This window comes from Hamadaea tsunoensis DSM 44101 (assembly GCF_000428945.1).
Classification (GTDB): Bacteria; Actinomycetota; Actinomycetes; order Mycobacteriales; family Micromonosporaceae; genus Hamadaea; species Hamadaea tsunoensis.
In genome coordinates this window covers 1-12,842 of the sequence record NZ_AUAX01000024.1, presented here as the reverse complement: position 1 = coordinate 12,842, position 12,842 = coordinate 1, and the positions used below count along the sequence as shown (strand labels likewise).

Genomic DNA, 12,842 nt, shown 5'->3' with positions numbered 1-12,842 from the left:
AACAAGTACCTCTTAAGCGGTAACTGCGGTTAAACCTGCATGAAGCTCGCTCTGGCCGCCCTGGTCCTCGGCGCCCTCGCGGGGACCGGTGTCACCGCTCCCGCGTACGCCGCCGGCTCGTCCGCGATCGTCCGCGCGTCCGGCGGGCTGAACGTCCGCTCGGGGGCGGCGACGGACCGTTCCGTGATCGGCGCCGTCACCGACGGCTCGACCGTCCACGTCGTGTGCCAGGTGTTCGGCCAGCAGATCAGCGGCAGCCAGCGCACCTCCGCGCTGTGGGACCGGCTGGACTGGGGGCACGGCCACGTCGCCGACGCGTTCGTGCAGTGGCCGGGCGGCGTACGCCCGAAGCTGCCCTGGTGCGGCGACGCGCCCACCGACGCCACGCACCCGGCCGTCCACATCACCAGCGGCGTGCTCAACGTCCGCACGGGGCCTGGCACCGGGTACGCGACGGCGCGGCAGCTCGCCGACGGCACGGGCCTGACCGTCGAGTGCCGCGCCTGGGGTACGAAGATCGAGGGCAACGGCACCTGGGACCGGCTGGCGGCCGGCCAGTATGTCGCCGACCAGTACGTGCGGTGGAGCCCGGCCAGACCGCGCTACCCGTGGTGCGGGCAGGACCCGGCGACCGTACCGCCGGCCACGACGGCCGCGTTCCTCTCGCTGGTCGCCGGGCCGGCCCAGCAGAGCATGCGGACGTGGCAGGTGCCCGCCTCGGTCACCATGGCCCAGGCCGTCCTCGAATCAGGCTGGGGCCGCAGTACGCTCACCCGCCTCGACCACAGCTACTTCGGCATGAAGTGCTTCGGCGACCCGGGCGGCATCGCGATCGGCTGCTCGAACTACCTGACCTCGGAGTGCTCCGGCAGTACCTGCCACAGCGAGCGGGCCGACTTCCGGGCGTACCGGCGGATGGCCGACTCGTTCGACGATCACGGGCGGCAGCTGGCGACCCTGTCCCGGTACGCGACCGCGATGAAGCACCGCGACGACCCCGAGCAGTTCGCGCGGGAGCTGCAGAAGGCCGGGTACGCGACCTCGCAGACGTACGCGAACAGCCTCATCGATCTCATCCGGCGCTACGGCCTGCGAAAGTACGACAAAATCGGGTAACAATCTGTTCTCCATCAAACGATTGACGGAGGCATTGTCGACACAGTAGCTTGGCGGGCATGGCCACCCCGGACGACAGTCGTGAACGCGTCCTCGCGGCGGCCACGCGGCTGTTCGCCGAGCGCGGCTACGACGGCACCACCACCCGCGAGATCGGCAAGGCCAGCGGGCTCAACATCGCCACCGTCGCGTACCACGTGGGCTCGAAGGCGGAGCTGTACCGCGAGGTGATGCGGCGCGCGTACACCCGGGAGATGGCGGCGCTGACCGACGCGGTGGGGGAGCTGGCGGCGGCGGGCGACCTGGTCGCGGGCGCGCGCCTGCTGGTGGGCCGCTACCTGGACTTCTGCCTGGCGAACCCGGAGATACCGGCGCTGTGGATGCGCCGGTGGCTGGCGGACGCCGCGGAGGTGGGCGAGCCCGAGGCCGAGTACGCGTGGCCGCTCGCGGGACTGGTGCTGGAGGCGTTCTCGGCGCGCGGCCGGGACGTGCAGATGGCACTGTGGACGGTCACGTGGAGCATCCACGGCTTCTGCCGCGGCGGCATCATCGAGCCCGACGGCCGGCGGCACGGCCCCGGCGACCAGGCCACTGTGGACAGATACCGCGCGCACCTCGACACCCTCGTCACGGCGTTACTGACGGAGACCCCATGAAGCGTGCCCGCCTCTTCGGCTACGGCGTCGGCTCGATCGGGACGGGCGTCTTCTCGACCGTCCCCGGGCTGCTGCTCCTCTACTACATGACCGACATCCTGGCCGTCCCGGCGGCGCTCGCCGGCGTGGTCGTGGTCGCCCCCAAGGCCCTCGACGTGCTCTTCAACCCCCTGATCGGGGCGGCCTCCGATCGCGAGGCCGTCCGCACCGGCCGCCGTCGGCGGCTGCTGCTGCTCGGCTCGTTCGCGCTGCCGGTGGCGTTCGCGCTGATGTTCCTCGCGCCCGGGACCGGCTCGGCCGCCGCGGGCTGGGTGATCGTCGCCTTCGTGTTCGCCTCGGTCAGCTTCGCCGCGTTCCAGGTCCCCTACGTGGCCCTGCCCGCGGAGATGTCGCCGGATCAGGGCGTACGCCTGCGGATCATGACGTGGCGGATCGTCTTCCTGACCCTCGGCATCCTGGTCGCGGGCGGCCTCGCCCCGGTCGTGGTGAACGCGGGCGGCAAGGGCCGGCCCGGGTACGCGCTCATGGGCCTGGTCGTCGGCGTCGTCATCCTGGCCGCCTGCCTCACCGCGACGCTGTCCACCCGCTGGGTGCCGTCGTCCGCCGGCGAGCAGCCGCTCGGCCTCGCCGCCACCTTCCGTACCGCGCGCGGGAACCGCCCGTTCTTCCGGCTCATGACCGCGTTCGTCGTCCAGGCGCTCGGCATCGCGACGATGCTCGCGGCGGCGCCCTACATCGCCACCTACTGGCTCGGCGACAACACGCTGACCTCGGCGCTGTTCGTCTGCGTGGTCGGGCCGAGCGCGCTGGCCGTGCCCGTCTGGTCGGCGCTCGCCCGCCGCTTCGGCCGGCTGCGCTGCTTCACGGTCGCCACCGTCGGCTTCGCCGCCGCCTGCGCGCTGGGCTACCCCGCCGCCGCCGCGAAGTCCGTCCCGGCCGTGCTCGCGCTGGCCGCCGTCCTCGGGCTCTGCTACGCGGCGCTGCAGGTACTGCCGCTCGCGTTGATGCCGGACGCCGTCGTGGCGGACGCGGCGCGGACCGGGCGGATGCAGGCGGGCGCCTTCACCGGCGCCTGGACGGCGGGGGAGACCGCCGGGCTCGCGATCGGCCCCGGCGTCTACGCGGTGCTGCTCACCCTGGGCGGCTTCGCCTCGTCCACCTTCGACGCCCCGGTGGCCCAGACGGCCACCGCGCGCACCATGCTGCTACTCGGCTACACGGCCGTCCCGGCAGTGCTCATGCTCGTCTCGCTGCCGGCGCTGCGCGCGTACGGCCGCACCCGGACCGTCACGGGTCCCGGGGTGGCGGCCGCCGAGCCCAGCCGCTAACCCAGTCCAGCTAGTCCAGCCCAGCTCAGCTCAGCTCAGCCATCCAGCAAGGAGAAGACCGTTGCTGCCGGAGAACGGACGCCCCGTCGAGGAACTGCTCGCCGAACTCGCCGCGGCCCGCCGCGCCGACCTGCCGACCCAGGGCGGGCGCACCACCGCCTACGTCTACGACAGCGGGCGCGAGGACGTGCGCCAGGCCGCGCGGGCGGCGTACCTGGAGATGCTGGAGGTCAACGGGCTCGACCCGACCGCCTTCCCCAGCATCGTGCACCTCGAACGCCAGGTCGTCGGCGCGGTCGCGAGCCGGCTCGGCGGCTCCGCGGCCACCCCCGGCATCTTCACCAGCGGCGGCACCGAGTCGATCATCCTCGCCGTCAAGGCCGCGCGCGACGCTCGGCCCGAGATCACCGATCCCGAGATCATCGTCCCGACCACCGCCCACGCCGCGTTCCACAAGGCCGGGCACTACCTGGGCGTACGCGTGAAGTCGGTCCCGGTCGACGCGGACACCTTCCGCGCCGACCCGGCCGCCATGATCTCGGCGATCACCCCGTCGACGGTGCTCGTGGTCGTGTCCGCGCCCTCGTACGCCCACGGCGTCATCGACCCCGTCGCGGAGATCGCCGCGTCGGCGGCCGACCGGGGCGTACCCTGCCACGTGGACGCGTGCGTCGGCGGCTGGCTGCTGCCGTGGCTCGGCGTACCGGTGCGGCCGTTCGACCTCTCCGTTCCCGGCGTCACCTCGCTCTCCGTGGACCTGCACAAGTTCGGGTACGCCCCGAAGGGCGCCTCGGTCCTGCTCTTCGCCGACGACGCGCTGCGCCGGGCCGCGTACTTCGCGTGCGCCGACTGGCCCGGCTACACGGTGATCAACTCGACCGTCCAGAGCAGCAAGGGCGCCGGACCGCTGGCCGGAGCCTGGGCGACCCTCCAGGCGCTGGGCGCGTCCGGTTACGCTTCGCTCGGCCAGGACGCCTACGCCGCGACGCGGGCACTGATCGCCGGCGTCTCGACCATCCCCGATCTCCACGTCCTCGGCGAGCCGGACGCGACCCTGGTGGCGCTCGGATCGTCCACCGTCGACCTGTTCGTGGTGGCCGACGAGGCGCGGGCCCGCGGGTTCTTCATCCAGCCGCAGCTCAGCTACGCCGGACTGCCCGCCAGCCTGCACCTGACCCTGACCGGCGTCAGCCTCGGCGCGGTCGACGCGATGCTCGCCGTGCTCCGGGAGTCGGTCGAGGCCGCCCGTCTGCGGGGCCCGGTCGCCGCGCCGCCGGAACTGCTCGGCATGCTGTCGTCGCTGGACTTCTCCACCATGGACGATGCGGCGTTCGCCGCGCTGCTGCCGGCGGTGGGGGTGGACTTCTCCGGCGGCCAGCCCGAGATGGCGACGGTGAACGCGGTACTGGACGCGCTGCCGCCCAAGGTCCGCGAGGTGATCCTCATCCGCTTCCTCAGCGCCCTCTACAGCCCTTATCTGAGCTGACTACGTGGATGGCGTCACGAGCTTCGAGCTCTGGCGCCATTCCACCGCCTCCGGTTCCTCGTGGAACTGGAGCACATGTTCGCTCGCCGCCTCGCGGAGAAGGTCGCGTACCTCGGCCGGGGTGGCGTAGAAGAACTCGCGCCGGAGGTTGACCTTATTCACGGCCCGGTCGCGCAGCATCGTGTGTAGCCGGGTCTCCAGACCCACCGCGTCCGAGCTGAAGATCAGCGCGTGCGTGTCGAACCGGAACGGCACCGACGCGTCGCCCAGCTCGCGTACGCGATCTTCGGGCTCCAGGCGGCGAGTCATGCCGATCTTGACCATCTTGGGCCCGAACGCGCCGACGTTGGAGATCACGTAGACGAACCCTGCCCGGATGTTCGCCTCTCGAGCTTCGACGCCGGCGATGGCCTCGTCGATCTCCTTGAGCTTCGCCGTCATCTCCGCCGCGGCGGCCGCGTTGCCGTTGGCGGTGAGCTTCGCCAGGGCGTTCTCGTAATGCGCACGCTCCTTGGCGAGGCGTGCCTTCTCGCGCTCGAATTCGAGTGCAGCCGCCCGTTCCTCTTTCTGGCGTTCGCGCTCTTCTCGTACGCGCTCCTTCTCTTCCTCAAGCCGCGATCGATAGTCGGCGGTCAATCGGATTTCCTGCACTCGGAGCTGGTGGTATTCCGGCGCGATGCGAATGCCCATCGTCTTGCCGAGCTTGGCGATCGTCTCCGCCACCTTGGTCAGCCGGTCGATGACTGTGTGGACGCGGTGCGGCTGAACCCGCAGTACGCAGGCGTCCGCCTCCGCGTTGTAGGCGCGGAGCATGAGTTTCGAATACTCCTTGAGCATCTTCCTGCCCTCTGCCATCGACCCGTTCACGGTCCATCCCGTGGCGGCGAGGACCGCTCCGTCGCCACGCGCCATCACCTTGATGTGGTCGGTGAGGTCCGCCAGACGAGCTTTGTACGCGACTGCGTCCTCGAGCGGATGCTGGTACGCGTACACGCCGACCTCTTGGAGGTCCACGTCGATCGATGTCTGTACCAATTGTGCCCTCAGTTGTGCGAGCTGGGCCTGAAGCTGCGCGTACTCCTGGCGGGACTGCTGGAGAGCGGAGCGGATGGAGTCGCCTTCGGCGCGAGCGGCGGCGAGGTCGAGGCCCAGCAAGCGGTTGACTTCGCCACGCAGTTGCTCGTTCTCTTCTTCCAGGTGGCGCCGCCGCCCGAACAAGCCGCCCGAGTGAATCGGCGGTGATGCTTGTCCGAGCGGAGCCGCGGGAGCGGCGGTAGGGACGGGCGCTGGCGGCGACGCAGGAACCGATGGGGTCACGGTCGCGATCGGAACCCACCATTGCCATCCGGGCGGGGCGGGCGGAAGAGATGGATCCGGCTGCCAGCCCTCCGGCGGGCGCCAACCCACGGGAGCGGGCGGCCATCCGGGCGGTGGATTGAACTGGACATCGGTCATGGCTCGCTCATTCCGCGTGGCATTCGTTGTCTATCACGCTAGTGATGAATGCGGTGCGAGAAAGCCGGGCGGACGAACGACCCCGAATCGACGAAACATCCCTCAGAAGGACGCTTCCGGCCGTTCCGTCGTTGTTTCGGATGATGATCAGGCGGATGAGGGGGTGCGGACCTGGGGTGGGCGGCCGGCGTGCGGCTGGTCGTGGCTGAGCACCAGCCGGGCCTCGACCTGCTCCCCGTCCGCGTACGCGGTCGCCGCCGAGGGCGGGTACCCGGACGCGACCACCGTGTACGCGCCGTCCGGCAGGTCCTCGAAACTGAAGGCGCCCTCGGTTGCGGTGACGAGGTGGGCGCGTACCTGGCCGCGGTCGTCGAGCAGCATGACGTGCGCGTCGGCCACCGGCGTGCCGGCAGGGGTACGCACGACGCCGCCGATCGCGGCCATCCGCCGCAGGTGGACGGGGACGGTCAGCCGTTCGCCGGGGCCGAGCGGGACGGGGTGCGCGAACGGCTGGTGGCCGGGCGCGGTGACGGTCAGGGTGTAGTCGCCCGCGTCGAGCCGCTCGAACGTGAAGCCGCCGTCCGCGCCGGTACGCGCCGACGCGGCCACCTGTCCGTCCACTGAGGAGGTCAGCGTCACGGTCGAACCGGCGGGTGCGGTTCCGGCGACGGTCGCGGCGCCGCCGAGGGTCACGTCGTGGACGGCCGGGCCGTCGACGCGTACGCGGTCGGCCTTCGGCCAGTGTCCGGGAGCGGCCGCGACCAGCACGTACGTTTCCGGCCGGCGAACCGCGACGGAGTAGGAGCCGGTCGGGTCGACGGTCGCGCCGGCGACGTAGCCGCCGTCCGGGGCGAGCAGGGTCACCCGGGCCCGGTCGAGCGGCCGCCCGTCCGTCGCGCGTACGCGGCCGGTCAGCGTCAGGGTGCCGGGGCCGGGGCCGGGGCCGGTGCCGGGGCCGGGGCTGACCGCGGATGCGGGGTGGCCGCGCAGGGCGTCGGCGGGCAGGAACGCCACGCAGACCAGGGCCACGGCCAGCAGCGGCACGAGGTAACCGAAGATCGGCGGCAGCGCGTGGGCGAACGCGTGCGCGATCGGCTCGCGTACGGCCGCGGGCAGGTGGGCCAGCTGCGCGGGGGTCAGCGAGGCCACGTTCAGGCCGTGCGGCAGCCGGGCCGTGAACAGCGAGCCGCAGACCGCCACGCCGAGCGCGCCGCCGACCTGCCGGACGAACGTGATCGTCGAGGTCGCCACCCCGAGATCCCGCCGCGCCGCGGTCGCCTGCACGACCAGGATCAGCACCTGCAGGATCAGCCCGATCCCCAGGCCCACGACCACCATGTACGCGCTGATCAGCGTACGGCTGGTGGTTTCGTCCATGGTGGACAGCAGGAACGTGCCCGCGCCGGTGAGGACGCAGCCCAGGATCGGGTACGCCTTGTACCGCCCGGTCCGGCTGATCAGCTGCCCGGACAGGATGGCGGTGACCAGGATCCCGGCGACCAGCGGCAGCATGAGCAGCCCGGAGTCGGTGGCGTTCGCGCCGTTGACGACCTGCATGAAGGTCGGCAGGTAGCTGACCGAGCCGAACAGGGCCACGCCGACGGCCACGCTCGCCACACTGGCCAGCGCGAACGTGCGGTCCGCGAACAACCGCAGCGGCAGGATCGGCTCGGCCGTCCGCCGCGCGCTGACGAACCAGGCCAGGCCGAGCACGACCGTCGAGCCGATCAGCCAGCGGATCTGAGGACTGCTCCACGCGTACTCGGAGCCTCCCCAGGAAGTGACGAGGACCAGGCCGGTGACGGTGGCCGAGAGCAACGCGGCGCCGAGGTAGTCGATGGTGCCCGGGGCCGACGGCGCCGGCAGGTGCAGGACCAGCGCGATCACCACGAGCGCCAGCACGCCGAGCGGCAGGTTGATGAAGAAGACCCAGCGCCAGCTGGCATGGTCGGTGAGGTAGCCGCCGAGCAGCGGGCCGGCGACCGAGGCGACGCCGAAGGCCGCGCCGATGAAGCCCATGTAGCGGCCGCGCTCGCGGGGCGGGACGAGCTCGGCGATGATCGCCTGCGCGGAGACCATGAGGCCGCCGGCGCCGATGCCCTGCACCGCGCGGAACGCGATGAGCTGCGTCATCGTCTGCGACCAGCCGCACAGCAACGATCCGGCGAGGAACACCGCGATCGCGAACAGGAAGACCGGCTTGCGGCCGAACAGGTCGCCGGCCCGGCCGTAGAGCGGCAGCGTGACCGTCGAGGTCAGCAGGTACGCCGTCACGACCCACGCGATGTGGTCCAGCCCGTCGAGGTCGCCCACGATCGTCGGCAGGGCGGTCGCGACGATCGTCTGGTCCAGGGCCGCGAGCAGGACGCACAGCATCAGACCCAGGAAGATCGCGATCAGCCGGGGACGGCGAAGCTCCTCAGAGGATTGATCGGGCACGCATCACCCAACGAACCCGTCGCGCTTGCGGTGCGGTTTTTGCCGGTTTTGCGCAACTGGCGGCCGCCTCCAAGATCCCGCTTGGATCAGGGAAATCACCCGAATCTTGGGCCATGATTCGGGTGACAACCGTGATCCAAACGGGATCATGGCGACCCTGAACCAGACGGGATCTGGAAAGCAGAGGGTTCCTGCTGAGTGGGGGATCAGTAAGACTGGTGCATGGCGTACGACGTGGTGATCATCGGTGCGGGGCACAACGGGTTGACCGCTGCCGCGTACCTGGCCCGGGCGGGGCGGAAGGTTCTGGTGCTGGAGCGGCGGCCCGTCGTCGGCGGCGCGGCGATCTCCGAGCATCCCTTCGGGCCCGACTACACCGTCACGGCGCTGTCCTATGTGGTCAGCTGGCTCGACCGGGCGATGGTCCGTGACCTGCGCCTCGAAGAGCACGGGTATCACGTCTACCCGCAGGGACCGTACTTCGCGCCGAGGCGGGACGGGCGCCATCTCCGGCTGCCGGACGATCCGGCGGCCCGGCATGAGGAGATCGCGAAGTTCTCGCGGAAGGACGCCGACGCGTACGCGGAGTGGGACGCCTGGCTCGGCCGCCTCGGTCGGCTCGTCGGCCCGCTGCTGCACGAGATACCGCCGAAGGTCGGCTCGAAGCGGCCGGCGGATCTGCTCTCCCAGGCCGGTCTGCTGGGCCGGCTGCGCGGGGCCGGCGTACGCGACGCGTTCGATCTGACCCGGCTGTTCACGGCCAGCGTGGCGGACATCGTCGAGGACCGGTTCGCGTCCGACGCGATGCGGGGCGTGCTGAGCGTGTCCGGCGTGATCGGCGGCTGGGCGGGCCCGCGCAGCGCCGGTACGGCGTACGTGATGCTGCACCATCATCTCGGCGACGCGGTGGACGGCCAGGTCGGCGCCTGGGGGTTCCCGCGCGGCGGCATGGGGGCGGTCAGCGGGGCCATCGCGGCGGCGGCCCGCGGCTTCGGCGCCGAGATCCGCACGGACGCCGAGGTCGCCCGCATCGATACGCGCGACGGCCGGGCGGTCGGGGTGACCCTCGGCGACGGGACCGAGATCAAGGCGTCCACCGTGGTCACCACCGCGCATCCGCAGATCTCGTTCCTGCGCCTGCTCGACCGGGCCGACCTGCCCGGCGACTTCGTGCGGGACATCGAGGCGTACCGGAGCCGGTCGGGGACCGTGAAGATCAATTATGCGGTGGACAGGCTGCCGGTCTTCGCGTCGCATCCGGACTTCGACCCCCAGGTCCACGGGGGCACGATCGTGCTCTCCGAGTCGCTCGACGACGTCGAGGGCGCCTTCCGCGAGGCCGCCGCCGGGCAGCCCGCCACGCTGCCCTTCGCCGACGTCTGCATCCCCTCCGTCTTCGATCCCACCCTCGCGCCCGAGGGGCACCACATCGTCTCCGCCTTCACCCAGTGGGTGCCCCACACCTATGCGTCCACACCGGACAGAGCGGGGCTGTCGGCGTACGCGGACCGGCTCACGGCCCGCCTCGAAGCCGTCGCGCCCGGCTTCACGGCCTCCGTCGTCGGCCGCCAGGTCATCGGTCCCCATGAGATGCAGCAGGAGTACGCGTTGCCGGGCGGGAACATCTTCCACGGTGAACTGGTACCGGGGCAGATGTTCCACTGCCGTCCGGCCGCCGGGTACGCCGATCTGCGTACCCCCGTCAAGGGGCTGTACCAGGCCGGTTCGGCGACCCATGGCGGGGGCGGCGTGACCGGCGTACCCGGGCGGAACGTGGTGCGCCAGATCCTGCGGGATCAGCGGCGCTTCAGGCTGGGGTTCGGATCACGGTGACGTGCAGGTGACCGCCGGGATCGCGTTGGTGCCGCTCCAGCTGGCGTTGAAGCCGAACCAGACCTCCGCGCCCGCCGCGAGCGAGCCGTTCCAGGTCTGGTTCTTGACGGTGATGTTCGCGCCGCTCACCGTCATGACGCCGTTCCACAGCGACGAGATCACCTGGCCGTTGGCGAAGGTCCACTTCGCGGTCCAGCCGTTGATCGGTGCCGCACCGGCCTTGACGTGCACGTCTCCGCTGAACCCGCCGGGCCAGCTGTTCGTGATGACGTACGTCGCGGTGCAGGCGCCGCCCGCGGTGGGCGACGACGACGGCGAGACCGACGCGCTCGGGGAAGCCGACGCGCTCGGCGAGGCCGACGGCGATCGGGAGGCCGAGGGGGAGACCGACGGGGAGGCCGACGCCGACGGGGACGACGGGTTGGACGGGGACGCCGTCGATCCACCGCTCGTCGTGTACGTGACCTGCGTGTACGGCGCGCTGCACTGCGAGGAGCAGGTCGAGGGCAGCGTGAACGAGTACACCCGGCCGCCGTTGATGAGAGCGCCGTTCACGTCGCGTACGCGGATCTGGAAGGCGTTCGCACCGCTCGTCGTGCCGCCGATGATGTACGACTGGCCCATGTCGCCGTTCATCGAGGCGGTGACCCAGCTGCCGTTGGCGAGGTACTCGACCCCGTGGATGCCGTTGGCCAGGTGGGAGACGGAGATCGCCGGCCACCAGACCTGCGCGCCGTTGAGGAAGCCGACCTTGATGTCGCCCGAGTAGTTCGGCGCCGGCACGAAGTTCCAGGTGATGTGCCGGTTGTTGAAGTGGTTCGGGTACATGTCGGTCATCGTGGTGCCGTTCTTCACGAACCTGTTGAGCGACGGCTTCGACAGGTCCAGGTGGTAGGGATCGTCGCGGCACCAGGCGTTCGAGTCGCCGCAGCTGTCCGCGACGAGCATGGTCAGCGTGCCCCCGTTGTACGCGTCGGAGACCCAGGAGCCGTTGCGGCAGAACGCCTGCCCCGGGGCGCCGTCATTGGTGCCGGTGCAGAAGTCGCTGATGCTGACCTGGACGTAGCGGCCGCAGTTGAGGCCGTTGTTCCACATGCCGGTCTTGGCGGAGTCGGCGGCCGGCACCGGCCGGGTCGAGTACGCGTAGTCGCCCGGGGTGTTGAACACGTTGAGCGCCACGAAGTCCTGGCTGTCGAGGTCGGCCTGGGGCAGGCCGCAGCCGCCGTAGGGCGCGCCGAGGCCGTCGAAGTACGTGGAGTTCCCGGTGACGGGAGAAGGCGGATCGGGCAGGGCCTGGGCGACCGCGTCGAACGACGCTATGGCCAGCATGGACGCCATGGACAGCAGACAGGCGGAGACGGCGGCTATGACCGTGGAGCGCAGCCGGGTCCCGCGCCTCAGACGAGGCACGAGCATGGGGACGACCCTTCTCAAGAGAGCCGTGCGCACCCGTCGGCGTGAAGTCGGCGGCACGTCTGGGCGGACGCGTACGCCGGGGACGGACTTACACGGCTGTGGATATGTTTGACTCTACTACCGATCTGCGTTCTGCTGATCCGGTGAGAACGAGAGCGCTGGTCCTCGGCGGCGGCGGAGTCACCGGAGTCGCCTGGGAACTGGGAGTTCTGGCCGGGCTGTCCGATCGGGGCGTCGATTTCGGCACGGCCGACCTGATCGTCGGCACTTCCGCCGGCGCGGTCGTCGGCGCCCAGCTCTGGTCCGGCACCCCGATCGCCGCCCTGTACGCCGCCCAGCTCGAACCGCCCGGTGCGGAGATCCCGGCCCGGCTCGGGTCCGGCTGGGTCGCCCGGATCGCCTGGAGTTCCGTGCTCTCCCGCAGCCCGGAGTCGTTCCGGCGGCGCGTCGGGCGTACCGCGCTGGCCCTGGCGGAGCCGACCGAGGCCCAGCGGCGGGAGGTCATCGCGGCCCGGCTGCCGAGCCACGAGTGGCCGATCGGCTCGCTGAAGATCACGGCGGTCGACGCCGTCTCCGGCGAGTTCGTCGTCTTCGACCGGGACACGAAAGTGTCGCTTGTGGACGCGGTCGGGGCCAGTTGCGCGGTGCCGGGCGTCTGGCCGCCGGTGACGATCGGCGGCCGGCGCTACATGGACGGCGGCATGCGCTCCTCGACCAACGCGGACCTCGCCGTCGGCTTCGGACGCATCGCCGTCATCGCGCCGATCACCCGTGGCGGCGGCCACATCGGCCGGGTCACGGAGGAGATGCGGATCGTCGGGCAGATGGGCCGGCCCTGGCTGATCTCGCCGGACGCGGCCGCGAAAGCGGCGATCGGCGGCAACGTGCTGGATCCGGCGCGCCGGGCGGGTGCCGCGCAGGCCGGCCGGGCCCAGGGCCGGGACCTGGCCGAGCAGGCCGCCCAGTTCTGGAAGTGACCCACCCGCCCGCACCCCCAGCCCCCAGCCCCCAGCCCCCAGCCCCCAGCCCCCAGCCCCCAGCCTCCAAGATTCCGCTTGGATCAGGGAAATCACCCGAATCATGGCCCAAGATTCGGGTGGTAACCGTGATCCA

The 12,842-nt window shown here is 71.2% G+C and carries 9 protein-coding genes; 6 read left to right on the top strand and 3 right to left on the bottom strand.

Annotated elements, in window-relative coordinates; genetic code table 11:
* Positions 1-39: 39 nt before the first annotated feature.
* From gsmA to G401_RS0129215, 4 genes are all read left to right on the top strand, one after another.
* Positions 40-1,116, top strand: coding sequence for a sporangiospore maturation cell wall hydrolase GsmA (gsmA, locus tag G401_RS53475; RefSeq protein WP_051367316.1), 1,077 nt, complete (start codon positions 40-42; stop codon positions 1,114-1,116).
* Positions 1,117-1,175: 59 nt separating this feature from the next.
* Positions 1,176-1,772: a TetR/AcrR family transcriptional regulator gene (locus G401_RS0129225; RefSeq protein ID WP_027345271.1), complete on the top strand. Its 597-nt coding sequence runs from the start codon at positions 1,176-1,178 to the stop codon at positions 1,770-1,772.
* Positions 1,769-3,100: an MFS transporter gene (locus G401_RS49240; RefSeq protein WP_051367315.1), complete on the top strand. Its 1,332-nt coding sequence runs from the start codon at positions 1,769-1,771 to the stop codon at positions 3,098-3,100. Before G401_RS0129225 ends, G401_RS49240 begins: the two co-directional genes overlap by 4 nt.
* A 61-nt stretch (positions 3,101-3,161) precedes the next feature.
* Complete coding sequence (locus tag G401_RS0129215) at positions 3,162-4,586, top strand: pyridoxal phosphate-dependent decarboxylase family protein (RefSeq protein WP_027345270.1); 1,425 nt, start codon at positions 3,162-3,164, stop codon at positions 4,584-4,586.
* Here G401_RS0129215 and G401_RS0129210 read toward each other — a convergent pair whose 3' ends face one another.
* Together G401_RS0129210 and G401_RS49235 are read right to left on the bottom strand one after the other, a co-directional pair.
* Positions 4,587-5,804: a DUF4041 domain-containing protein gene (locus G401_RS0129210; RefSeq protein ID WP_027345269.1), complete on the bottom strand. Its 1,218-nt coding sequence runs from the start codon at positions 5,802-5,804 to the stop codon at positions 4,587-4,589.
* A gap of 384 nt (positions 5,805-6,188) precedes the next feature.
* A complete protein-coding gene (locus G401_RS49235) occupies positions 6,189-8,480 on the bottom strand; it encodes an MFS transporter (RefSeq protein WP_157546519.1) in 2,292 nt (763 codons plus the stop codon).
* A 222-nt stretch (positions 8,481-8,702) separates the two neighbouring features.
* Here G401_RS49235 and G401_RS0129200 point away from each other — a divergent pair, with 222 nt between their 5' ends.
* On the top strand, positions 8,703-10,313 hold the full coding sequence (locus G401_RS0129200) for a phytoene desaturase family protein (RefSeq protein WP_027345268.1): 1,611 nt from the start codon (positions 8,703-8,705) through the stop codon (positions 10,311-10,313).
* Here G401_RS0129200 and G401_RS0129195 read toward each other — a convergent pair.
* Entirely contained in the window at positions 10,305-11,729 is a 1,425-nt protein-coding gene (locus tag G401_RS0129195; RefSeq protein ID WP_051367313.1) for a cellulose binding domain-containing protein, read from the bottom strand. The genes G401_RS0129200 and G401_RS0129195 overlap by 9 nt on opposite strands.
* A 143-nt stretch (positions 11,730-11,872) precedes the next feature.
* On the opposite strand from G401_RS0129195, the gene G401_RS0129190 reads away from it, so the two are divergent.
* Positions 11,873-12,706, top strand: a complete 834-nt coding sequence (locus tag G401_RS0129190; protein WP_034593528.1) for a patatin-like phospholipase family protein — start codon at positions 11,873-11,875, stop codon at positions 12,704-12,706.
* Positions 12,707-12,842 lie beyond the last annotated feature (136 nt).

What these genes read in the sequence shown, in the direction of transcription:
- gsmA (WP_051367316.1), top strand. Translation starts at nt 40, where the DNA reads ATGAAGCTCGCTCTGGCCGCCCTGGTCCTCGGCGCCCTCGCGGGGACC.
- G401_RS0129225 (WP_027345271.1), top strand. Translation starts at nt 1,176, where the DNA reads ATGGCCACCCCGGACGACAGTCGTGAACGCGTCCTCGCGGCGGCCACG.
- G401_RS49240 (WP_051367315.1), top strand. Translation starts at nt 1,769, where the DNA reads ATGAAGCGTGCCCGCCTCTTCGGCTACGGCGTCGGCTCGATCGGGACG.
- G401_RS0129200 (WP_027345268.1), top strand. Translation starts at nt 8,703, where the DNA reads ATGGCGTACGACGTGGTGATCATCGGTGCGGGGCACAACGGGTTGACC.
- G401_RS0129195 (WP_051367313.1), bottom strand. Translation starts at nt 11,729, where the DNA reads ATGCTCGTGCCTCGTCTGAGGCGCGGGACCCGGCTGCGCTCCACGGTC.